Genomic DNA, 21,710 nt, shown 5'->3' on the forward strand with positions numbered 1-21,710 from the left:
GGCCCCCCTTCGGCGCCGCGCCCGGCGCCGGGCGCGGCGTCAGGCGTGGCGGTGGTGCGAAATCGGGGCTATGTAGCGCGTCATGAGCGACAAGAGCGAGAGCCCGAGCGGCGACAAATTGGGTGGCGACGGCGGAACCCGCGCGGCGCCGGACGGCGCGACCACGCATTTCGGGTTTCGCGACGTGCCCGCCGAGGAGAAGGCGGGGCTCGTTCACGGGGTGTTTTCCTCCGTGGCGTCGAAATACGACGTGATGAACGATGTCATGTCCTTCCGCATCCACCGGCTCTGGAAGGAGGCGCTGATCGACTGGATGGCGCCCCGCCCCGGCCTTCGGCTGCTCGACGTCGCGGGCGGAACCGGGGACATCGCCTTCCGGACGCTCGACCGGCTCAAGGGCGACGGGGCGGCGACGATCTGCGACATGACCGCGCCCATGCTCGTTGAAGGCCGCAAGCGGGCGGAGGCGGAAAGCCTCTCGCATGCGCTCAGCTGGGTCTGCGGCGATGCGATGAGGCTTCCGTTCCCCGATCGGAGCTTCGACGTCTACACCATCGCCTTCGGAATCCGGAACGTCACGAGGATCGAGGCGGCTCTGGCGGAAGCGCGCCGGGTGCTGAAGCCGGGCGGCCGGTTCCTGTGCCTGGAGTTCAGCCGTGTCGATCCGCCGCTGATGCGCAAGGCCTATGACCTTTATTCTTTTCAGGTGATTCCCCGCATGGGACACCTGATCGCGAGGGATCGTGAAAGTTACCAGTATCTGGTGGAATCGATTCGGAAATTCCCCGATCAGGACCGGTTCGCCGCGATGATCCGTGAGGCCGGCTTCTCCCGCGTCGCCTACCGGAATCAGACGCTCGGCGTCGCGGCGATCCATTCCGGCTGGCGGCTCTGATGCTGCGGTTTCTGTTGGAGGTCGGGCCGAATCTCTGGCGTCTCGCGCGGGTCGCGGCGACGTTCCGGAAAACCGGCGCGATGGAGCGGGTGCTCGACGCCGCCGGCGCACCGCGCCGCGTGTCGACGCCGCTGATGATCATCACCGCGCCTGGGCTTCTCGTCGGCATGCGGGGCGACCCCTCCCTGCCGCCGGTGGCGCGGGCGATCAACGCGCTCGGCCCCGCCTATATCAAGCTCGGCCAGATCCTTTCGACGCGGCCGGACGTGATCGGGGCGGACCTGGCGGTGGACATGCGGAACCTGCAGGACAAGCTGCCGCCGTTCTCGATGCAGGAGGCGCGCCGCGCCGTCCGCGATGCGCTGGACCGCGAGGTGGAGGAGATCTTCTCGGAGTTCGGGCCGCCGGTCGCCGCGGCCTCGATCGCGCAGGTCCACCCCGCCATCGACCGGGAGACCGGGCGGAAAGTCGCGGTCAAGATTCTCCGCCCCGAGATAGAAAAGCAGTTCCGGAAGGATATCGCGGCGTTCCACATGATCGCGCGGGTCATGGAGTGGGTGACGCCGCAGGCGAAGCGGCTCCGTCCGCGCGCCGTGGTCGCCCATTTCGAGGGGGTGGTGGCGCAGGAGATGGATCTGCGCCTCGAAGCGTCCGCAGCCTCGGAATTCGCCGACAACGTGAAGGACGACCCCGGCTTCAAGGTGCCTGAAATCATCTGGCCGCTCTCCGCGAGGCGGGTGATGACGGCGAGTTGGGTCGAGGGGATCTCGATCGGGGAGCCGGAGGCGCTGGCGGCGGCCGGCCATGATCTGGTCGGCCTTGCGGAGCGGGTCATCCAGATCTTCCTGCTTCAGGCGCTCCGCGACGGATTCTGGCACGCGGACATGCATCAGGGGAACCTGAAGATCGCGGCGAACGGCGATATCCTGGCGCTGGATTTCGGCATCATGGGGCGGCTCGACCGGGTGACGCGGCGCTATTACGCGGAGATTCTGCTCGGCTTCCTCAGGAAGGATTATCACCGCGTCGCGGAAGTTCATTTCGAGGCCGGCTATGTGCCGGCGGATCGGGATGTCGACCAGTTCGCGCAGGCGCTCCGCTCGATCGGCGAGCCGATCTTCGGGCAGGACGCCTCCCGCATCTCGATGGCGCGGCTTCTGGCCCATCTCTTCGAGGTGACGGAGCGCTTCGGCATGGAGACGCAGACGCAGCTGATTCTGCTTCAGCGCTCGATGGTGGTGGTCGAAGGGGTGGCGCGCTCGCTCGATCCGAACGCGAATATCTGGAGCGCGGCCGGCCCCGTGGTGGAGGACTGGATGCGCGACAACCTCGGCCCGAAGGCGATGCTTCGCGATACGGCGGAGACGCTGCGCGCCCTCAGCCGGATCGGCCCGCGCCTGCCCGAGCTGGCGCAGCGGTTGGTGCGGCTGGCCGAGGCGCCGGAGCCGAAACCCGCGCAGCCCCAGAAATCCCGCGCTCTGCTCTGGCTCGCGCTCGGCGCCGCCTTGGGCGCCGGGGCGGTCTGGGCCGCTTTGCAACATTAGGCGCGGACCGGGCGGAGTTTACGCTTGCGTGCGCCGGCGCGCCGGCGTGTCTTGCGTTTCCCGCCGCTGGACCCGATGAAGCAGAAGGTCCAGAAAGTGAGCGATGACCAGCGTCATGCCCAGATGGCCAATGAAGGACGACTGCGTGTAGGGGCCGAAATCCATCATGAAGCTGCGCCCGATGAACGGCGCCAAGATCCCTTGAGCGACGAACCACAAGGCGAGCCCGGCCAGGGCGCCGGTCAGCCACGGCCGCAGACCGAACGCCCGGCGGATGAAGTGGACAAACAACCCGAACCCGAGGCTTCCGATCAGGACATGAACGCCGAACGCCGCGGAATAGGGCGGGCTGGCGCCGGTCAGCCTGGATGTGGCCGCAATAACCAGGTTGGCAGGCTCCAGAGAAAAGCCGAACAAGATCGGAGAGATTGCCCATGCGTAGAGTTCAAATGCGATCTCGCCAAGTAAACCCGATAGAATGATTGAAAGTAAAACTGGCGCTTTGGTCGGCGAATGCGTGTTGGGCATGGCGGCTTTTCCTTGTCGTGTGCGGCCCTCTTCCGTCGGCAGATAGGTCGCGAGAGGCGCATATAAAAGAAGCGCGACGAACACAACTTATCGATTTGCCGTGAATAGCCGCAAACGGCTTGAAGCGGCCGCGCGGACGAACCAGAATAATACGTCTTGAACCTGGGAGATTTCCTCAATGAGCCGACTTTTTGAACCGCTCGCCCTGGGCGGGCTCACGCTTGAGAACCGCGTGATCGTCGCGCCGATGTGCCAATACGCGGTCGAGGACGGGACCGCGGCGGACTGGCACATGGTCCATCTCGGGCATCTCGCGCTCTCCGGCGCCGGGCTTCTCACCTTGGAGGCGACGGCGGTGAGCGCCGAGGGACGGATCTCACCGCGCGATCTCGGGCTCTATTCCGACGAGAACGAAGCCGGGCTGGCGCGGGTGCTTGCGGCGATCCGCTCGATCTCTCCGATTCCGGTTGCGATCCAACTCGGTCACGCCGGGCGCAAAGCCTCCTCTCGCTCCCCGTTCGAGGGCGGCGCGCAGATCCGGCCGGAGGAGGAGGGCGGCTGGCTCGCCGTCGCGCCCTCCGCCATCCCGCATGGCGCCGACGACGCGCCGCCGGCGGCGCTCGACGAAGCCGGTCTCGCGCGGGTGAAGGCGGAGTTTGTGACGGCGGCCGAGAGATCCGCGCGGCTCGGGATCGACGGAATCGAGATCCACATGGCGCATGGCTATCTGCTGCATCAGTTCCTCTCGCCGCTCTCGAACCGGCGCGCGGACGCATACGGCGGCGCGATCGAAGGCCGGATGCGGTATCCCTTGGAGGTGTTCGAGGCGGTGCGGGCCGCGCTTCCGCCGGAGATCCCGGTCTGGGTGCGGGTCTCCGCGACCGACTGGGTCGAGGGCGGGCTCGAGGTCGGGGAGGTCATCACCCTTTGCCAGGCGCTGAAGGCGGCGGGCTGCGCCGCGGTTCACGTGTCGTCCGGCGGGCTCTCCGCGGCTCAGGACATCCCGGTCGGGCCCGGCTACCAGACGCATCTCGCGAAAGCGGTGAAAGAGGCGGTCGGCCTTCCCACGATCGCGGTCGGCTTGATCACCGAGCCGAAGCAGGCCGAGGCGATCATCGCCTCCGGCGAGGCGGACGCGGTGGCGCTCGCCCGCGCCATGCTCTGGGACCCGCGCTGGCCCTGGCGCGCGGCGGTGGCGCTGGGCGCGAAGATCGAGGCGCCGAAGCAATACTGGCGCTCGGCGCCGGCGGGGGTCGAGCCGCCGTTCCGGGGCTTCGCCCACGCTCAGCGATAGGCGGCGCGGCTCAGGCCGCGTTCGCCCGCTCCATCGCGCGCCGGTACGCGGCCACGTCGTCATCCGCGCCGATCTCGACATCGGCGTAGGTGACGACCGCGCCCGCCCCGACGTCCCGCGTGAGCTTCACATCCTGCGCGAGGCCGATCGGCAGGGCCGCCTCCTTCAGCGAGCGGGCGGCGGGCATGAGCTTTCCCCAGACGCAATATCCGCCCTCGCCGTCCAGAATCTCGCCCGCCTTCAGGTCGCGTTTCGCCGTCGCCGCCACGTCGCCGCTGAAGCTCAGGGTCTGGCCGGTCGGCTGGCCGAGAAGAGCGGCCGAGAGGATCGAGATGTTGAGCTCCATGCCGATCAGGTGAAAGGGTTTGTACATTGCGGAATAGCGCCCGCTGGCGTCGGTGTTCATGCCGTATTGCCGGAAACAGCCGGCGGCGTAGTCGTTCGGCGCTTCGAAGACCGCGTAGACCCCCCAGCGCAGATCGCGAAACACCGGCCTTCCGTCGCGCTCCTCCGAGGAGACGACCTCGACCATGCCCTTTCCTTCAAGCACGCCGCCTTCGGCCGCGGGCCGCAGGATATGGGCGAGGGAATCGACCCCGCAAGGCGGAAAGAGCAGCCCGTCCGATGGCGGCGTCAGGCCGCAGGCGTTGGCGATCGCGGCCATCTCCAGCGCCGATTTCGTGCCATCGGTGAAGGAGTTGAACATTTTCGGGTTCATGCCGTCGCGGCGCGCCTGCTCCGGGTCGAACCCCATATACTCCCACACCGTCTCCGGCGTGGACTGATGATAATGCGGGCGATATTTGGTGCCCTTGCCCGCCGCGACCACGCTGAAGCCGCAGGAGCGGGCCCAGTCGACGATCTCGGCGGTCAGCGCCGGCTGGTCGCCATAGGCCATCGAATAGACGACGCCCGCCGCGCGCGCCTCGCGCCCCAGCGCGGCGCCGGCGAGCACGTCGGCCTCGACATTGACCATCACGACATGCTTGCCCGCGCGGATCGCGGCGCGCGCATGGCGAACGCCCGCGTGCGGATTGCCGGTCGCCTCGACCACGACGTCGACATCGTCGGCGGCGATGGCGGCGGCGGAATCGTCGGTGAAGACGGTGGCGCCGATCCGGGCCTCGTCCCAGCCGACCGTGCGGCAGGCGGCGCGGGCGCCGTCGGGGCGAAGATCCGCGATCCGGGCGACGGTCAGGCCGGGCGTCGTCGGAACCTGCGAGAGAAACATCGAGCCGAACTTTCCCGCGCCGATCAGGCAGACCCGGACGGGGGCGTTCGCGGCGGCGGCCTTGCTGAGTTTGCTCTGCAGAAACATCATTTTTCCCTTCAGGTGATCCTGGCCCAACAATGCCGACGCGGGGGCCGCGCGCAAGGTGCGGCGCGCCGGCAATTTCCGGCCGGACGGGAGGGCCCGCCGTGGGGCGCGGTCCTGGCGGCTCCACCGCCTCCCGGTCATGCGCTCCGGCGAGGCCGCTCGAGTCGATTGCGGCTCGAGGATCGCATGACTCTTGCGATCCTCCGCCAAAACGGATGAAAATGCGCCCGCGGCCGCCGGCCGGCCCGAGAACCTTCCCTTCGACGAAAGGATGCGCCTTGACGAGCTTTGATTTTGATCGCCCGATCGCCCGCCTCGGGACCCATTCGGTGAAGTGGGACGGGCTGGTCAGCCGGTTCGGCGCGCATGCCGAGGGGGCGCTGCCGATGTGGGTCGCTGATATGGAGTTCGCGGCGCCGCCGGCGGTGAACGCGGCGCTTCAGGCCGCGGTCGATCATGGCGTTCATGGCTATTTCGGCGATCCGGCCGCCTATCTCGCCGCGATCAAGGGCTGGATGAAGCGGCGCCATGGGTGGGAGATCGAGGAGGACTGGATCCTGACGACCGCCGGAGTCGTCAACGGCGTCAACCTGGCGATTCAGGCCTATTGCCGCCCGGGCGACGGGGTGATCCTGCAGCAGCCGGTCTATCATCCGTTCGCGCCGGCGATCCGCAACAACGGCTGCCACGTCGTCGGCAATCTTCTCGTCCGCCGCGACGGGCGCTACGAGATGGATCTGGAGGCGCTGGGCCGCGCCGTCGACGCCAAGACCCGCGTCATGATCCTTTGCTCGCCCCATAACCCCTCCGGGCGGGTCTGGAGCCGCGAGGAGTTGCAGGCGCTCGCGGAGTTCTGTCTTGAGCGCGACATTCTCATCATCTCCGACGAGATCCACCACGACCTGGTGTTCGACGGGCCGCATACCGTGCTGGCGACCCTCAGCCCGGAGATCGCGGCCCGGACGGTGACCTTCACCTCCGCGTCCAAGAGCTTCAACATCGCGGGCGGGCACACCGGCAACGCCATCATCTCCGATCCGGGGCTCCGCGCCGCGCTTCAGCGCCAGATCGAGCGCTGCGGCCTGCATGGCGGTAACCGGTTCGGCTACCTGATGACGACCGCGGCCTACGCCGAGGGCGACGCGTGGCTCGACGCGCTGCTGGTCTATCTGAAAGGCAACCGCGACTTCATCGACCGGACGGTGGCGGAGCGCATGCCGGGCGTCGCGTCGATGACGCCCGACGCGACCTATCTGAGCTGGCTGGATTTCTCCGGAACCGGCATGGGGGAGGCGGAGGTCGTCGAGCGGCTGGAGAAGCAGGCGCGGGTGATCTGCAATCACGGCTCCAGCTTCGGGCCGGGCGGCGCGGGGTACATGCGGCTGAATTTCGCCTGCCCAAGGGCGATGGTCGAGGACGCGATGGGCCGGATCGCCGGCGCCTTCTCCGACCTGCAATAGGCGCGCGCCGCCTCGCCGTGGGCCTAGACGAGGCCCGCGGCGAGAAAGCCGGCCAGCAGGATCAGCCCGGTGTCCCGGTTGCTGCGGAAAAGCCGCAGGCAGACCGCGACGTCGTCGATATCGAGCCGCCGGATCTGCCACGCGAGATGCGCGCCGAAGGCGGCGACGCCGACAAGCGCGACGTTGAGCGCCGCGCCGTCGAGCGAAAGCGCCGCCGCCGCGCCCGCGCCGAGCGTCGTCAGCGCGACAAAACCGATCAGCCACACATGCGTCCGCTCGGCGAACAGCCTCGCGGTGGATTTGACGCCGATCAGCGCGTCGTCCTCCTTGTCCTGATGCGCGTAGACCGTGTCGTAGTGCAGCGTCCAGGCGATGCCGGCGAGGTAGAGAATCAGCGGCGCGGCCGTCAGCCCGCCAGTATGCGCGGCCCACCCCATCAGCGCGCCCCAGTTGAAGGCGAGGCCGAGAAAAATCTGCGGCCACCATGTCACGCGCTTCATGAAGGGATAGATCGCCACCGGCAGAAGCGCGACGATGCCGAGCCAGATCGCGTAGGAATTGAATGTGAGAAGGATCCCGAAGGCGATCAGCGCCTGCGCGATCATCCAGGCCGCCGCGCCCTTCACGCCGACCTGGCCCGAGGGGATCGGGCGCGAGCGCGTGCGCTCCACCTCGCCGTCGATATTCCGGTCGGTGATGTCGTTCCATGTGCAGCCGGCGCCGCGCATCAGGAACGCGCCGAGCCCCATGGCGGAAAACAGCCAGAAATCCTCGATCCGCCAGCCGGTGGCGGCGATGGCGAGCGCGAGCGACCACCAGCATGGCAACAGAAGCAGCCAGGTCCCGGCCGGCCGGTCCGCCCGCGAAAGCCGGAGCCACGGCCTCAGCCGCCCCGGCATGAATCTGTCGACCCAGTTGCGATCGGTCGCATCGGCGACGCGGCCGTTGGCGTCGAGAGGGGGTGAGGCGGGGCTGGCGTCGTTCGTCCGTTCGGTCATACTCGTCTCATGGCACGGGACGAGATGAAAATCAGGCTCTTTGTGGACGCGCCGCTCGGCTCCGGCGCATCTGTCGCGCTTGATCGGGATCAGGCGCGTTCTCTCGGCGCGGCCATGCGCCGCGGCGCCGGCGGGCAGGCGCTTCTCTTCAACGGCCGCGACGGTGAATGGCGCGCGCGGATCGCGGCCATCGACCGGCGGGGCGCGGAGGCGATCTGCGAGACGCAGACGCGCGCGCAGAAGGAGCCGCCGGATCTCTGGCTGCTCTTCGCGCCGCTGAGGAAGGCGAGGACGGATTCCATCGCCGAGAAGGCGGCGGAGATGGGCGCGCGGCGGCTCTGGCCGGTGTTCACCCGGTTCACGAATTCCGGGCGCGTGGACGCGGCGCGCCTTCGCGCGCGCGGCGTCGAAGCGGCGGAGCAATGCGGGCTGCTGTCCGCGCCGGAGATCGCGCCGCCGGAGCGGCTGGACCGCGTTCTCGACGCCTGGCGCCCGGAGCGGAGGCTCATGTTCTGCGACGAGACGCTCGCCGGGACGGACGCCGCGCTTTCGGGGGCGCCGCGCGGCCCGTGGGCGATTCTGATCGGCCCGGAGGATGGGTTCGCGCCGGAAGAGAGAGAGCGGCTCCGCGCGGCGCCCTTCGCGTGGCCGGTGGCGCTTGGGCCGCGCGTCTTGCGCGCCGACACCGCCGCCGTCGCGGCGATGACGCTCTGGCAGGCGACCTTGGGCGATTGGCGATGAGCTTCGTGCGCCCCGAGGTCGCGCGCGCGGCGCGGCGCTGGCGGGAGACGGCGCTCTGGGTGGCGCTGACGGTGATCGGCGCGGTCTGGCTCACGTCCTCCGGCGGCCTGGCGGGGTGGGGGCTGGCGCTCTGCTGGGGCGCCGCCGGGCTCTGGCTCGCGCGTTCGGCGTTTCTCTCCGCGCTGGCGGCGGGGCGGGCGCCGGCGCCCGGCGTCGTGACGATCGACGAGAGGAGAATCAGCTATTTCGGCCCCTATGAGGGCGGCGTCGTCGCGCTGGACGATATCGGCCGGATCGGCTGCGGACGCGTGGGCGGCGGGCCGGATGCGGTCTGGCGGCTCTGGTCGATCGAGACCGGAGATGAGGTGACGATCCCGGTCGCCGCGGACGGCGCGGAGGCGCTGATCGACGCGTTCGCGGCGCTGCCGGAGTTCGCGCCGGCGCGGGCGCTCTCGGCGTTGAACGCATCCTCCGGCGTCGTCACAATCTGGCGACGCCGACGCGGCGGGACTCTCCCCACACTTGCCGCGGGCGCCGCAGCGGACTAATCGGGGAGCGGTTGGTCGGCGCGGTTCGGCCTGATGCTGAAGGAACGAGCACCATGTCCATACCGCAAGAGGGCGGCGGCCCGATCGAAAATGAGGCGCAGCTCACGGAATATCTCGCTGAGGGCGAGAAGCCGAAGGCCGACTGGCGGATCGGCACCGAACACGAGAAGTTCGGGTACAGCCTGAGCGACCGCAAGCCGCTCCCCTATGAGGGCCCGTGCTCCGTCCGCGCGATGCTCGAAGGGCTCCGCGACACGTTCGGCTGGACGCCGGTGGAGGAGGCCGGACACATCATCGGCCTCACCAAGGACGGCGCCAATGTCAGCCTCGAGCCGGGCGGCCAGCTCGAGCTTTCCGGCGCGCCGCTGGAGACGATCCATCAGACCTGCGACGAGGTGAACGAGCATCTCGCCGAAGTGAAGACCGTGGCGGACCGCATCGGCGCCGGATTCATCGGCCTCGGCGCCTCGCCGGACTGGCGCGCGGACGAGATGCCGATGATGCCGAAGGGCCGGTATCGGCTGATGACCGACTACATGGGCCGGGTGGGCACCCACGGCACGCAAATGATGTACCGGACCTGCACGGTGCAGGTTAATCTCGACTTCGCGTCGGAAGCGGACATGGTGAAGAAATTCCGCGTCGCGCTCGCGTTGCAGCCGATCGCGACGGCGCTCTTCGCCTGCTCGCCGTTCTTCAATGGCGAGAAGACCGGGCATGTGAGCTGGCGCAGCCGGATCTGGCGCGATCTCGACCCGGCCCGGACCGGCATGCTGCCTTTCGTGTTCGAGGATGGGTTCGGCTTCGAGCGCTATGTCGATTACGCGCTCGATGTGCCGATGTATTTTGTCTATCGCGACGGAAAATACATCGACGCGCTTGGCCAGTCCTTCCGGGATTTCCTGAAAGGCCGGCTTCCGGCGCTGCCGGGCGAGATCCCGACCCTTTCCGATTTCGCGGACCATCTGACCACGATCTTTCCCGAAGCCCGGTTGAAGAAGTTCATCGAGATGCGCGGCGCCGACGGCGGCCCGTGGCGGCGGATTTGCGCGCTTCCCGCGCTCTGGGTCGGGCTGATCTATGAGCAGTCCTCGCTCGACGCGGCCTGGGACATCGCCAAAGGCTGGACCGCGCAAGAGCGTGAGGCGTTCCGCGTCGATGTTTCCGTGAAAGGCTTGAAGGCGAAGATCGCCGGGCGCTCCGCGCTCGACATCGCGTCCGAGGTTCTGAAAATTTCCGAGGCCGGGCTGAAGGCGCGCGGGCGCCGCGGCGTCGGCGGCATGGTCGCCGACGAGACGCATTTCCTCGACGCGCTTAAGGAGATCGTCGAGTCCGGGGAGACGCCGGCGGAGGAGATGCTGCGCTGCTTCGATGACGAATGGAAAGGCGATTTCGCCAATCTCTACCGCGACTGCAGCTATTGAGCGGCGGACGCTAAGTCTGGCGCTTCGTCTTCGACGCGAGGCCATGTCCGGGCGAGGCGCAAGCGCCCGTCGTCGGCGGCTCAGTCGACGAAAGCGCGCTCGACCACGTATTCGCCCGGCTTGTTGTTCGCGCCTTCGGTCAGCCCCGCCTCTTCGCAGAGCGCCTTGCAGTCGCGCAGCATGTCCATCGAGCCGCAAATCATCACGCGGTCGGTTGCCGGATCGAGCGCCGGCGCGCCGAGCGCGGCGAAGAGCGAGCCATCGGCGATCCGGGTGGTGATCCTGCCCATCACGGGCGAGGGCTCCCTTGTCGTGGCGGCGATATGAGTCAGGCGCTCGGCGGCCATCTCGCCGACAAGCTCGTTCGCGCGCGCCGCGGAGACGACCTCATGGCCATAGGCGAGCTCCGCAACCTCGCGGCATGTGTGCGTGAGGATCACATGGTCGAATTTTTCGTATGTCTCCGGGTCGCGGATGAGCGAGGCGAAGGGGGCGATCCCGGTGCCGGTGGCCAGCATGTAGAGCCGTTTTCCGGGCGATAGCGCATCGTTGACGAGGGTTCCGGTCGGCTTTTTCCGCATCAGCACCTGGTCGCCGGGGCGGATGTGCTGAAGGACGGAGGTGAGCGGCCCGTTCTCGACCTTGATCGAGAAAAACTCGAGCTCATCCGCCCATGAGGGCGAAGCGATCGAGTAGGCCCGGTAGAGCGGCTTGCCGTTGATCTCCAGTCCGATCATGACGAATTCGCCGGAGCGGAACCGGAAGCTCGCCGGGCGCGCGATGCTGAACGCGAAGAGCCGGTCGGTATAGTGAGTCACCGAAAGCACCGGTTCGCAGAAAACACCCGGCGGGGCCGTCTTGATCAGATCTTCGGGCATCGTCCCGCCCCTCTCGTGATGATTGGCGTGTCGCGGCGGAACCTAGGCGCTGGGCTGGCGAATGCAACCGCCGGCCCCGCGCGGGTTCTTCGTGGAGGCGCGCCTGAAAAGCCCGGCCGCGCCCCTGAAACGGGATCATGAGCGCGCGAAGATGCAAAAGGGCGCCCCGAGGGCGCCCTTTGCGGGATTTGTTCTCGATCAAGCGCTTACTTGATCTTGCCTTCTTTGTACTCGACGTGCTTGCGCACGACCGGATCGTATTTCCGCACCGCCATCTTCTCGGTCATGGTGCGGGAGTTCTTCTTGGTCACATAGAAGTGGCCGGTGCCGGCCGTCGAGTTGAGCCGGATCTTAACGGTTGTCGGTTTCGCCATGTCATCTCTCTTTCGCCACGCAGCCTTCGCCCGCCGCGCGGCGGGGAAATCTTCGACGCTCTGTCTACCGTCCGACGCGCCCGAGTCAAGCGTCCCGGTTCAGATGCGCGGCCGGTCCCCGCGCCGACGGAGGATCAGCAACAGGAAATAGGCCGCCGATACGGCCGCCAGCAGGTGAAACATGCCATGCGGGGGGAGTGCGTCCATCGCGGCGCCGAGGATCGGCGGCGAGAGCAGCGCGCCCAATCCATAGGCGGACATGAACGCGCCGGTGCCACGCGCCAGCTCCGCGCCCGAATACCGCGAGCCGAGCTCGTTGAGCGCGAATGTATAGAGCCCGACCACCAGCCCGCCCCAGAACGCGACGGTGAGCCAGAGCGCCCATGTCGTCCCGGCGAGCGTTGGAAAGAGAAGCGCGGCCGCGCAGGAGACCAGCGCGCAGAACCCGAGCAACCGGCGCCGGTCCAGGCGGTCGCCGAGCCACCCCATCGGGACCTGCATCACCACGTTTCCCGCGGCGATCAGCGCGACCAGCGTCAACGCCGATTGCTCATCCGACCCGATCCGGAGCGCCCAGACGGGAAAGAGCCCCATCGCCCCGGTCTCGATCACGCCGAACAGCGCGACCGCCCAGAGAATCGCGGGATCGGTGCGGAAAAACCGGAACACATCCCGCGTCGAGCCGCCGACCCCCGTCTCCGCCAGGACCGGCCGGTCCCGCCAGGCGAAAAGAACCGGCGCCGTCGCCAGAAGCGAGATCGCCGCGCCGGCGATGAAAGGCGAATGCCCCTCGGGCCCGATCAGTTTCAGGAGCGCCGGCCCGGCGAAGAAGCCGAGCGAGAGAAAAAGCCCGTACACGCCGATCGCCAGGCCGCGCTTTCCCGGCGGCGCCGCGGAGAGGATCCAGATTTCGGAGCAGAAAAAGAGCGACGCGGCGGCGAAACCGAAGAGAAAGCGCAGCCCCATCCAGATCCAGATGTCCGGGACCAGCGGGAAGAGCAGAAGCAGCGCCGCCATCGCAAGCATCGAGATCAGCATCAGCCCCGGCAGCGGGATCCGTTGCAGCGCGAACGGCAGAAACGCGCCGCCGAAGAGGATCGCCGCGGCCGACGCGGCCCCGTTGAGGCCGATGGCGACCCCGGACGCGCCCATCCGCTCCAGCAGGATCGCCAGAAGCGGCAGCGAAAGAGAAAGCCCGAACGCGAAAATGGAGATCGCGGCGATCGCCGCGACCATGCCTCTGATGCGGCCCGGCGCGGCGTCGCCCGGGATCGCCGTCATCAGAGATGGTCCAGATAGGACCGTCCCTGATCGTGGTGGAAGAAGGGCGTCGGGCGCGGCTTGTCGGGGGCTTTCAGCCGGGCTTCAACCTCGGCCAGCACCACCTCGGTGATGAAGGGCAGGTCGAGCGCGCGCGCCTCCGCGAGCGTCAGCCAGCGAAGGTGGCTCAATTCGCCATCCGCGCTCGTGAGATCGTCCGGGTCGCCATGGATCAGCTCCGAATCGGCGAGAAAGAACCGCGCGTCGAAGCGGCGGGTCCGCGCCGGCGGGGTGATCGCCCGGAAGACGAAGCGGAGCTGCGGCGTGGCCGGCCTGAGCCCGGCGGCGAAGAAACTCCGCCAGTCGCCCGGCGCCGAATCGGCGCGCGCCCGAACGCCTTCATCCGGCGCGCCGAGCGCGAGCCCGGTCTCCTCCCAGGTCTCGCGGACGGCCGCGAGCGCGAGAGCGGCCGGGCTCGCCGCCGGATCGGCGCGGGCGCGGAGCCGCTCGTCGTCCTCCGGGCATGCGTCAAACTCGGGGGCCAGCTCCAGATCGGACCTGTCGAGCGCGCCGCCCGGGAAGACGTATTTCGAGGGCATGAAGGCGGCGGCCCGGCCGCGCTGCCCCATCAGGACGCGCGGCGCGCCGGAGTCCTTGCGGATAAGGATCAGGGTCGAGGCGTGGCGTGGGGGAGGGATCTCTGTCATGGGCTGCGATCATCATCAGCGCCGCCCCGCTGTCCAGCGGCAAACGACGCGCCGGGCGGCGAGGCCGGGCCGGACCGTGCGATTTTTCCTTCTAGAGGCCGAAGCCGTGCATTCTCTGGGCCCATTGAAAGGCGACGACGCCGGCCTTCACGCGCGGAAGCAGCACGATGACCAGCGTCAGCGCGATTATCGGCCAGGCGATCGCATTGATCCAGGGGGGCAGCGCGATCCACGTATAGGTCATGAACATCAGAGGCCCGACCAGGTGGCCGGTGATGAGAATGGTCAGCCAGGCCGGCGCATCGTCGGCCCGGTGATGGTGCAGCGCCTCGCCGCAGATATCGCAGTTGTCGCGTATCTTGAGATATCCATCAAAGATCTCACCGCCGCCGCAGTGCGGACACCGGCGGCGCCACCCTTTGAGAAGGGCGGACCCCAGCGGGCGTTCATCCGAATCGTCTTGTTCGATCATGTCTTTCATAGGCGTGAAGATAGGCGCGGGGTCGAATGGATTCGACGGCGCCATGTGTCTTGCGGCGCCATGTCGCGATGGCCTGGCGCGCAGCGCCGGCGACGGAATCCGAAAACGGCTGCGTAAGACCCTTCGAGAGAGACGATGGCGTCTCTTTACTCAGGAGATGAAGATGAAGAAACGTTTTATCACGCTCGCCGGTCTGGGGCTCGCGGCTGTGACCGTCGCGGCGTCTGGCGCCGTATTCGCCGACAAGGCCGGCGGCCATGATCACGGCAAGAACCGCGCCGCCATGATCGACGGGATGTTCGAGCGCGTGGACGCGAACAACGATGGCTTCATCGACGCCGCCGAGATCGAGGCGGCGCGCGCGGCCCGTTTCGGCGCCATGGATGCGAACGACGACGGCGTCATTTCGCTTGAAGAGATGCAGGCCGCGGCGTCGGCGCGCGCGGAGAAACGTGCGGAACGGCGCTTCGCCAAGCTGGACGCCAACGGCGACGGGACCGTCGATCCGGAAGAGATGAACGCCAAGCGTGACAGGCGCGGCGGAAACATGCTTGAGAAGATGGACAAGGACGGAGACGGGCGCATCAGCAAGGATGAAGCCGCGGCGATGAAGATGCATCACCATCGCGGCCACGGGGCGCGCGCCGCGGATTGACGTGAGGAAGGCGGAGGGGGCCGGGGGACGCGTGCGGATGTCTTTTGACGGCGAGACCGAAGAGACGGACGAGGCGCTTCTGGCCCGCTTCGCCGCCGGGGACCGGCTGGCGGCGCGTGAACTCACGCTTCGGCGGACGCCGCGCGTCCTGGCGCTGGCCCGGCGCATGTTGAACGATCCTGCGGAAGCGGAAGACGTGGCGCAGGAGGCGATGATGCGGCTCTGGCGGGTCGCGCCGGACTGGCGGGACGGAGAAGCCCGGGTTTCGACCTGGCTGCACCGGGTCGCCGCCAATCTCTGCATCGACCGGCTGCGAAAGCGCCGCCGGAACGGGCCGCCTCTGGACGAGGTCGCGGAGCCGGTGGATCCGGCCCCGACCGCCGCCGCGCTGATGATGGCGGGGGATCGGGCGGCCGCCGTGACGGCGGCGATCGCCCGCCTGCCGGAGCGGCAGCGACTTGCGATCACGCTTCGGCATTTTGAAGATATGGGCAACCCCGAGATCGCAAGAATTCTGGATATCAGCGTGGAGGCGGTGGAGAGCCTGTTGATGCGGGGGCGAAGGGCGCTGGCGCGCGATCTCGCGGCGCTGGCTGCGGCGGGAGGAGGAGTGTGAACATGAATGAGGATCGGGATATGAAATTCGAAGAATTCGAAACCGGCCTTGCGCGGCATGGCGCCGATCTTTCGCTCTGGCCCGAGCTTGAGCGGCCGGCCGCCGCCCGGCTTCTCGCCCGGTCCGCCGAGGCGCGAGACGCGCAGGCGGCGATGGCGATGCTCGAAGACGGGTTCGAGGCGGCGCGCGCGGCGCCCGACGCGGCGTCGGAGGCGCTCCTCGCGCGGGTGATGGCGGACGCGGCCGATGTCGCGGCTGGATGGGCGTCGCCGCCGCCGCAGCCGACCGTCGGCCCGATGGGGCGGCTCTGGGCCGCGGCGCAGGCGAGAACGCCGTCTTTCAAAGCGCTTCGCCCCGCTTTCGTTTGCGCGGCCTCCGCGGCGTGCGGCCTCTGGCTCGGGCAGTCGGCGCTTGTCGCCGGCGCGGCGCAGACGCTGATCGTGGGCGAGGCCGCCGCCGCCGGGACCTTCGCGCTCGATAATGATGAGGCGCTCGACGACATCGCCTTCGCCTTCCTGCCTGATGAGGGGAGATGGAGATGAGCGGCGATTCGATTTTGGGGATGGCGCCGCGCACCGCGCGCTGGGTGCTGGGTCTGTCGCTCGCCGTGAATTTTCTGGTGCTTGGCGTCGCCGGCGGCGCGCTCTGGCACATGCGCGGGGACGGCCCGCGCGGCGGAGGATTTCAACTCTCCCGTCAGATGGTCGAGGTCGTCGGCCCGGAACGGCGCGACGCGGTGCGCGCGCTGGTCGAGCGGCCACGGAAGGACGACCGGCGCGGAGAGATCCACGCATGGATGGGCGAGGTTGCGGCGCTGATCGACCAGGCGCCTTTCGATCCAGCCGCGGTCGCGGCGAAATTCGAAGCGTTCGCCGATCAGAGGGAGTCGGCGCGCGCGGCGCGCGGCGCGGCGATGCTCGACGCTCTTTCGCTGCTGACGGACGCCGAGCGCGCGGCGCTGGCCGAACGGATGCGGGCGTATCTTGAGCGGCGCGCGAAGCGGGATTGAGACGCGGGGGCGAGCGGAGGTCAGGCCGCGTCGACCCGGACGCGGTCCCGCCCGCCGCGTTTCGCGGCCCGAAGCGCGGCGTCGGCCCTGCCGAGCAGATCCTCCGGCGTCTTGTCTCCGGCGAAGAGGCTGGCGACGCCGACCGAGACGGTGATCCGGACGGGATCGCCGGTCGCGGAGGCGATCGGCGCGCCGGAGATCGCGGCGCGCACCCGCTCCGCCGCCGCCTGCGCCTCCGTCGCGGCGGCGTTTCGCAGGATCACCGCAAACTCCTCTCCGCCGAGCCGGGCGACAAGGTCCGCGCCGCGAAAACCGTCGCGCAGCCGCATCGCGAAAGCGCGAAGCGCTTCGTCGCCGGTTCCGTGTCCGTACGCGTCGTTGACCGCCTTGAATCGGTCGATGTCGAAAACCAGCGCCGCCAGCCGCGCGCCGGATTCCTGCGCGCCGGCGAAGATGCGCGCGAAATGCAGGTCGAAATAGCGCCGGTTGTGCAGGCCGGTCATCGCGTCGACGGCGGCCTGGCGCAGGCCGCCGTCAAGCCAGGCGCGCAACGCGTCGTCGCGCCGCTTGGCGCGAAGCCGGATGGCGAGCCGCGCCGCCAGTTCGTTCGGCTCCACTGGCGCGCTGTCAGTCGCGCCGGCCTCGAACGCGGCGGCCAGCCGACGGCTCCACGCGGTCCTTGTCCTCGCATCGCTCGCGGGCGGGCTGGAAAGATGAATGATGGCCGCGTCCCGCGCCTCGGTTCGGGAGCGAAGGGCGCCGATGATGCTGACCGCGTCCTCGGATTCGGCCAGACCCGCCCCGCCGCCGAAGGCGCCGGCGCGTTCGGCGACGATCACCACGTCCGGCCGGCCTCGTTCAAGGACGCGCATCGCCGCGAAACCTGAAGGCGCCAACGCGATATCGGCCCCGGTGAGAGAGCCGAGCGCGCGCCGGAGCGCGTTCGCGGCGGCGCCGGCCGGCGCGATCAGAAGAATCCGCGGCGCGGAGTCGGGCGCCGTCGGCTCCTCGCTTTCGGGTTCGAGCCCGAGATCGCGCGCGGTCTTCTGGCGCAGCGCCAACTCGTCCGTCATCATTCGGCCTCGGATCAGGTTGCGCGTCCGCGCCAGCAACACCTCCGGCGCCGCGGGCCATGCGAGATGATCGTCGGCGCCGGCGCGGAACGCCTCCCTCGCGCTGATCGACGCGGGGTCGGACACGGTCAGAACCAGGGCCTTCGGCGGCAGGTCCGCGATGGCTCGGGCGAGGCCGCCAGCGTCCTCCCTCCCGAGAACGACGAGGTCCGGCGCCGGCCCGTCAGGGGGCGCCGGCGCGTCGACCACCTCGAAATAAGCGGCGGTCAGCGCGCCAACAAGCACCCGCTTCCGGTCCAGGTCCGAGTCAATGACGAGGATGCGACCCGACATCGGCGTCCTTTCCGCAAAGGGCGAACGTCACTTTCGGCTCCGGCGCGCGTCAGTGCAAGTGTCTGCGCACCGAGGAGAGGAAGCCGGCGAGAGAAACCGGTTTGGTCAGATAGTCGGCGAAGCCGGTGGCGCGGATCCGCTCCTCGTCGCCGGCCATGGCGCAGCCGGTGATCGCGATCACCGGGATGCTCCGCGTGGCGACGTCGCTCTTGATCCGACGGGTCGTCTCCAGCCCGTCCGCGGATTTCAGCCGAATATCCATCAGAATCAGGTCGGGAAGGATCGAGCGGGCGAGCCCGGCGACATCGCCTTCGCCGGTCGATGTCACCGTATCGTAGCCTTCAGACGCGAGAAGATCGTTGAAAAGCCGGAGATTGAGGTCATTGTCCTCGACGATGAGCACTTTTTTCACCATGGCGTTTCTCCTGCCGCGTCGTGACCGCGGGGCATGTCTAGCGCCAGATCTCTTAACGAAACCTTTTCGAAACGCAGAAAGATTGAAGCAATGAATCGAGCGGCGGCGGAAATCATCGCGCTTCGCGCGCTCGCCTGGATCGTGGCGGACGAGACGCTGTCCGGCGCTTTTCTCGCCGCCAGCGGCGCCGACGCAGCGGAGCTTCGGACGCGGGCGGGAGACGCGGAGTTCCTGGCGTTCGTGCTGGACTTCCTGCTGTCGGATGAGCGGGCCGTCCTTGCCTTCTGCGCCGCAAGTGGGGAAAAGCCCGATGCGCCGCTCATCGCCCGCACCGCCTTGCCCGGCGGGGATCTGCCGAACTGGACCTGACCCATGACCGAAAAACGCCCCAACTGGTTCGCCGCGGATCTCGACGAGATTCCGCCGCGCGTTCTTGCGGAGCTGGAATCGGCGCGGGTCGAGCCGGGGCGCCCGCTGATCGCCGTCGACGCGGACGAAGTTCTGGTTCATTTCGCGGAGCATTTCGGCGAATGGCTCGCGGCGCGCGGCTACGCGTTCCGGCTGACCGAATACAAGCTCGACACGGCGATCCGCGACCGGGACGGCGCGCCGCTCGATCGCGACCAGATCTTTCCCCTCGTCTGGAGCTTCATCGAGGGAGAGACCCGCCGCCAGCGAGAGATCGAAGGCGCCGCCGCCGCCTTGTCCCGGCTGTCCGACGTCGCGCAGATCGTGGTTCTGACCAACGCGCCGGCGCAGGTGCGCGCCGACCGGGTGTTCAACCTCGCGGATCTCGGCATGGAGTACCCGGTGGTCATGAACGAGGGCGGCAAGGGGCGCGCGTTGCGCTGGCTGGCGGAGCGCGCGGCGGCGCCGACGGCGTTCATCGACGACAACGCGAATCAGCTCGGCAGCGTCGCCAGACACGCGGTCGGGGCGACGCGGCTGCATCTGGTCGGCTCTGCGCTCCTGAGGCCGATCGTCGGGCCGGCGGAGACCGCCGATCTGCATCCCCGCGACTGGACGGAGGCGGAGGCGCTCATCCGGAACGCGCTCGCCGCCGATTGACGCGCGCCTCGCGGCGCCCCTGCGACGGGTCCTTGCCTCCGCGCGCAGGCGCCGCGATATAAGAGACATGTCTCTTCCACCCGGATTCCTTGATGAGATTCGCGCCCGCGTCAGCCTCGCGGCGGTGATCGGGCGAAAACTCGTCTGGGATCAGCGGAAATCCAACGCGGCCAAAGGCGACTATTGGGCCTGCTGCCCGTTCCACCAGGAAAAAACCTCGTCTTTTCATGTGGATGACCGGAAGGGATTCTACTACTGCTTCGGCTGCCACGCGAAGGGCGACGCCATCTCCTTCCTGAGGGACGGCGAAAACATGAGCTTCATGGAGGCGGTGGAGACGCTGGCGCGCGACGCCGGGCTGGAGATGCCCGCCCGCGACCCGCGCGCCGCCGAACGGGAGGACCGGAGGCTCGGTCTCGTGGAGGTGATGGAGCAGGCGGCGAGCTTCTATCGGCTCCAGCTTCGCGCCGCGAACGGCCGGGAGGCGCGGGAGTATATCCAGCGCCGCGGGCTGGTCGCGGCGACGGTGGAGCGTTTCGGGATCGGCTACGCGCCCAACAGCCGGACGGCGCTTCGCGACCACCTTGCGGGCAAGGGGGTGGCGATTCAGACCATGGACGAGGCCGGTCTGGTTATCGTTCCCGAAGACGGCGGCGCGCCTTACGACCGGTTTCGCGGCCGGGTCATGTTCCCGATTCGCGACGCGCGCGACCGGTGCGTCGCGTTCGGCGGGCGGGCGCTGAGCCCCGACGCGCGGGCGAAATACCTGAATTCGCCGGAGACGCCGCTTTTCGACAAGGGGCGGACGCTCTTCAACCACGGGCCGGCCCGAAGCGCCGCCGGCAAGGCGGGCGCTCTGGTCGTCGCCGAGGGGTACATGGATGTGATCGCGCTGGCGGAGGCCGGGATCGACCATGCGGTCGCGCCGCTCGGCACCGCGATCACCGAGGACCAGTTGCTGCTGATGTGGCGGATCGCGGACGAGCCGGTGATCGCGCTGGACGGCGACCGGGCCGGGCTGAAGGCGGCGGAGCGGCTGATCGACATCGCGCTGCCGCTGCTGGAGGCGGGGCGAAGCCTCCGATTCGCGCTGATGCCCGAGGGGCGGGATCCGGACGACCTGATTCGCGCGGAGGGGCCCGCGGCGATGCGCGCCCTGCTCGACAAGGCCCTGCCGATGGTCGAATTGCTCTGGCGGCGCGAGATCGAGGGCGGCTCCTTCGACAGCCCGGAGCGGCGCGCCGCGCTCGACCGGCGGCTGAAGACCGCGCTGGCGAAGATCAAGGATCGGAATCTGCGCGGGCATTACGTCGACGCGATTCGGGAGCGGCGCGCGCGGCTGTTCGGCGCCGGGCGCGGCGCGCCCGCATTCTCCGCGCGGCCCCGCGGAACGATGGGACCGGCGCGGCGCGGCGCATGGGCCCCGCCGCCGATGCCGACGACGGAGGTGAAAAGCTCCGCCCTCGCCCGCGCCTCGGGGCGTGAAGGAGAGGCTCGCGGGCGCGAGGCGGCGCTTCTTCTCACTCTGATCACCCATCCCGCCCTCGCGGAGCGGCGGATGGAGGCGCTTGAAGACATAGAATTTATTTGTCCAGATCTTGAAACTCTGCGCCGGGGGCTCATATCCGCCTCCGAGGGTGACGACGCGACCAAAGACAGCTCCGCATGGCTCGAGAGGATCGAGCGCGAGATCGGAGAACCCCCGCTGGCGCGTCTTTTGGCCATTCCTCAGGCGCGCGAAGCGAGTTTCGCGGCTGAAGATGTGTCTGAGGAAGTAGCTCGTCAGGGCTTCGATGAAACGTTGGCTCGCCACCGCGCAGTTTTGGCGCGGGCGCGGGAGATCGCGGAAGCGGAGATCGAATTGGGCGCGGACGCCGAAGAAAGCCTTGATCGCCGGATCGAAGCGGTGCTCCGACGTCATTTCCGTGAGGCGTCCCCGCCGTTGCCGGATGGCGACGAGGACGAATCTCATCTCGTGGCGCGGTTGGCGAAGAACGCGGAATCGAAGATATGGATAAAGCAGACACGGCGGCGCAGTTGACGAATCAGCGATTCGCTGTTGATTCGGCTCGCCCGCCCTTTCCCCGCGCG

Annotated in this window: 24 protein-coding genes; 14 read left to right on the forward strand and 10 right to left on the reverse strand. The window is 68.6% G+C overall.

Translation table 11 applies throughout. The features are described 5' to 3' along the window. Positions 1-82 precede the first annotated feature (82 nt). Together ubiE and ubiB are read left to right on the forward strand one after the other, a co-directional pair. Positions 83-895, forward strand: a complete 813-nt coding sequence (gene ubiE, locus WG921_RS00350) for a bifunctional demethylmenaquinone methyltransferase/2-methoxy-6-polyprenyl-1,4-benzoquinol methylase UbiE (protein WP_340107175.1) — start codon at positions 83-85, stop codon at positions 893-895. Further along, positions 895-2,439, forward strand: coding sequence for a 2-polyprenylphenol 6-hydroxylase (gene ubiB / locus WG921_RS00355; RefSeq protein ID WP_340107176.1), 1,545 nt, complete (start codon positions 895-897; stop codon positions 2,437-2,439). Before ubiE ends, ubiB begins: the two co-directional genes overlap by 1 nt. Positions 2,440-2,457: 18 nt before the next feature. Here ubiB and WG921_RS00360 read toward each other — a convergent pair whose 3' ends face one another. Continuing rightward, positions 2,458-2,967: a hypothetical protein gene (locus WG921_RS00360; RefSeq protein WP_340107177.1), complete on the reverse strand. Its 510-nt coding sequence runs from the start codon at positions 2,965-2,967 to the stop codon at positions 2,458-2,460. 178 nt (positions 2,968-3,145) lie between these two features. On the opposite strand from WG921_RS00360, the gene WG921_RS00365 reads away from it, so the two are divergent. After that, positions 3,146-4,261, forward strand: a complete 1,116-nt coding sequence (locus WG921_RS00365) for an NADH:flavin oxidoreductase/NADH oxidase (protein WP_340107178.1) — start codon at positions 3,146-3,148, stop codon at positions 4,259-4,261. A gap of 10 nt (positions 4,262-4,271) precedes the next feature. Here the strand turns inward: WG921_RS00365 and WG921_RS00370 are convergent, their stop codons facing one another. Next, complete coding sequence (locus WG921_RS00370; RefSeq protein ID WP_340107179.1) at positions 4,272-5,579, reverse strand: NAD(P)H-dependent oxidoreductase; 1,308 nt, start codon at positions 5,577-5,579, stop codon at positions 4,272-4,274. A 278-nt stretch (positions 5,580-5,857) separates the two neighbouring features. Here WG921_RS00370 and WG921_RS00375 point away from each other — a divergent pair, with 278 nt between their 5' ends. Then, positions 5,858-7,039: a MalY/PatB family protein gene (locus WG921_RS00375; RefSeq protein ID WP_340107180.1), complete on the forward strand. Its 1,182-nt coding sequence runs from the start codon at positions 5,858-5,860 to the stop codon at positions 7,037-7,039. Between the two features lie 23 nt (positions 7,040-7,062). Here WG921_RS00375 and ubiA read toward each other — a convergent pair whose 3' ends face one another. Then, on the reverse strand, positions 7,063-8,037 hold the full coding sequence (ubiA, locus tag WG921_RS00380; RefSeq protein ID WP_340107181.1) for a 4-hydroxybenzoate octaprenyltransferase: 975 nt from the start codon (positions 8,035-8,037) through the stop codon (positions 7,063-7,065). A 24-nt stretch (positions 8,038-8,061) separates the two neighbouring features. On the opposite strand from ubiA, the gene WG921_RS00385 reads away from it, so the two are divergent. Genes WG921_RS00385 through WG921_RS00395 form a run of 3 tightly spaced genes read left to right on the forward strand, consistent with a single transcriptional unit; the run spans position 8,062 to position 10,750 of the window. Further along, positions 8,062-8,778: a 16S rRNA (uracil(1498)-N(3))-methyltransferase gene (locus tag WG921_RS00385; protein WP_340107182.1), complete on the forward strand. Its 717-nt coding sequence runs from the start codon at positions 8,062-8,064 to the stop codon at positions 8,776-8,778. After that, positions 8,775-9,326, forward strand: a complete 552-nt coding sequence (locus tag WG921_RS00390; RefSeq protein ID WP_340107183.1) for a hypothetical protein — start codon at positions 8,775-8,777, stop codon at positions 9,324-9,326. Before WG921_RS00385 ends, WG921_RS00390 begins: the two co-directional genes overlap by 4 nt. A gap of 53 nt (positions 9,327-9,379) precedes the next feature. Then, entirely contained in the window at positions 9,380-10,750 is a 1,371-nt protein-coding gene (locus WG921_RS00395) for a glutamate--cysteine ligase (RefSeq protein WP_340107184.1), read from the forward strand. 80 nt (positions 10,751-10,830) lie between these two features. Here the strand turns inward: WG921_RS00395 and WG921_RS00400 are convergent, their stop codons facing one another. The 5 genes from WG921_RS00400 to WG921_RS00420 all read right to left on the reverse strand — a co-directional run bounded on the left by WG921_RS00400 (position 10,831) and on the right by WG921_RS00420 (position 14,450). After that, on the reverse strand, positions 10,831-11,628 hold the full coding sequence (locus WG921_RS00400) for a ferredoxin--NADP reductase (RefSeq protein WP_340107185.1): 798 nt from the start codon (positions 11,626-11,628) through the stop codon (positions 10,831-10,833). A 206-nt stretch (positions 11,629-11,834) separates the two neighbouring features. Beyond that, a complete protein-coding gene (gene rpmG, locus WG921_RS00405; protein WP_340107186.1) occupies positions 11,835-12,002 on the reverse strand; it encodes a 50S ribosomal protein L33 in 168 nt (55 codons plus the stop codon). A 99-nt stretch (positions 12,003-12,101) separates the two neighbouring features. Beyond that, on the reverse strand, positions 12,102-13,283 hold the full coding sequence (locus WG921_RS00410) for an MFS transporter (RefSeq protein WP_340107187.1): 1,182 nt from the start codon (positions 13,281-13,283) through the stop codon (positions 12,102-12,104). Then, positions 13,283-13,969 (reverse strand): NUDIX hydrolase, encoded by a 687-nt coding sequence (locus WG921_RS00415; RefSeq protein WP_340107188.1) that lies wholly within the window; start codon positions 13,967-13,969, stop codon positions 13,283-13,285. The genes WG921_RS00410 and WG921_RS00415 overlap by 1 nt, the downstream gene beginning before the upstream one ends. Before the next feature lie 91 nt (positions 13,970-14,060). Further along, positions 14,061-14,450 carry a DUF983 domain-containing protein gene (locus WG921_RS00420; protein ID WP_413788552.1) on the reverse strand — a complete coding sequence of 130 codons (390 nt, stop codon included), beginning with the start codon at positions 14,448-14,450 and terminating at the stop codon, positions 14,061-14,063. Positions 14,451-14,613: 163 nt separating this feature from the next. Here WG921_RS00420 and WG921_RS00425 point away from each other — a divergent pair, with 163 nt between their 5' ends. From WG921_RS00425 to WG921_RS00440, 4 genes are read left to right on the forward strand one after another with little or no spacing between them, the layout of a single operon-like run. Then, positions 14,614-15,105: an EF-hand domain-containing protein gene (locus tag WG921_RS00425; protein WP_340107190.1), complete on the forward strand. Its 492-nt coding sequence runs from the start codon at positions 14,614-14,616 to the stop codon at positions 15,103-15,105. Between the two features lie 37 nt (positions 15,106-15,142). Beyond that, positions 15,143-15,721, forward strand: a complete 579-nt coding sequence (locus WG921_RS00430; RefSeq protein ID WP_340107191.1) for an RNA polymerase sigma factor — start codon at positions 15,143-15,145, stop codon at positions 15,719-15,721. Between the two features lie 20 nt (positions 15,722-15,741). Continuing rightward, positions 15,742-16,263, forward strand: a complete 522-nt coding sequence (locus tag WG921_RS00435; protein WP_340107192.1) for a hypothetical protein — start codon at positions 15,742-15,744, stop codon at positions 16,261-16,263. Next, positions 16,260-16,730 (forward strand): periplasmic heavy metal sensor, encoded by a 471-nt coding sequence (locus WG921_RS00440; RefSeq protein ID WP_340107193.1) that lies wholly within the window; start codon positions 16,260-16,262, stop codon positions 16,728-16,730. Before WG921_RS00435 ends, WG921_RS00440 begins: the two co-directional genes overlap by 4 nt. 20 nt (positions 16,731-16,750) lie before the next feature. Here the strand turns inward: WG921_RS00440 and WG921_RS00445 are convergent, their stop codons facing one another. Beyond that, positions 16,751-18,136 (reverse strand): diguanylate cyclase, encoded by a 1,386-nt coding sequence (locus tag WG921_RS00445; protein ID WP_340107194.1) that lies wholly within the window; start codon positions 18,134-18,136, stop codon positions 16,751-16,753. 49 nt (positions 18,137-18,185) lie between these two features. After that, the gene (locus WG921_RS00450) at positions 18,186-18,551 is read right to left on the reverse strand and encodes a response regulator (RefSeq protein ID WP_340107195.1); all 366 of its coding nucleotides are present in this window, start codon (positions 18,549-18,551) and stop codon (positions 18,186-18,188) included. A 90-nt stretch (positions 18,552-18,641) separates the two neighbouring features. Here WG921_RS00450 and WG921_RS00455 point away from each other — a divergent pair, with 90 nt between their 5' ends. From WG921_RS00455 to dnaG, 3 genes are all read left to right on the forward strand, one after another. Further along, entirely contained in the window at positions 18,642-18,920 is a 279-nt protein-coding gene (locus tag WG921_RS00455) for a DUF3572 domain-containing protein (protein WP_340107196.1), read from the forward strand. Between the two features lie 3 nt (positions 18,921-18,923). Next, positions 18,924-19,619: a hypothetical protein gene (locus tag WG921_RS00460; protein WP_340107197.1), complete on the forward strand. Its 696-nt coding sequence runs from the start codon at positions 18,924-18,926 to the stop codon at positions 19,617-19,619. A gap of 67 nt (positions 19,620-19,686) precedes the next feature. Continuing rightward, positions 19,687-21,660 (forward strand): DNA primase, encoded by a 1,974-nt coding sequence (gene dnaG / locus WG921_RS00465; protein ID WP_340107198.1) that lies wholly within the window; start codon positions 19,687-19,689, stop codon positions 21,658-21,660. Positions 21,661-21,710 lie beyond the last annotated feature (50 nt).

It is taken from the genome of Paludibacillus litoralis (genome assembly GCF_037646705.1).
GTDB lineage: Bacteria > Pseudomonadota > Alphaproteobacteria > Rhodobacterales > Rhodobacteraceae > Pikeienuella > Pikeienuella litoralis.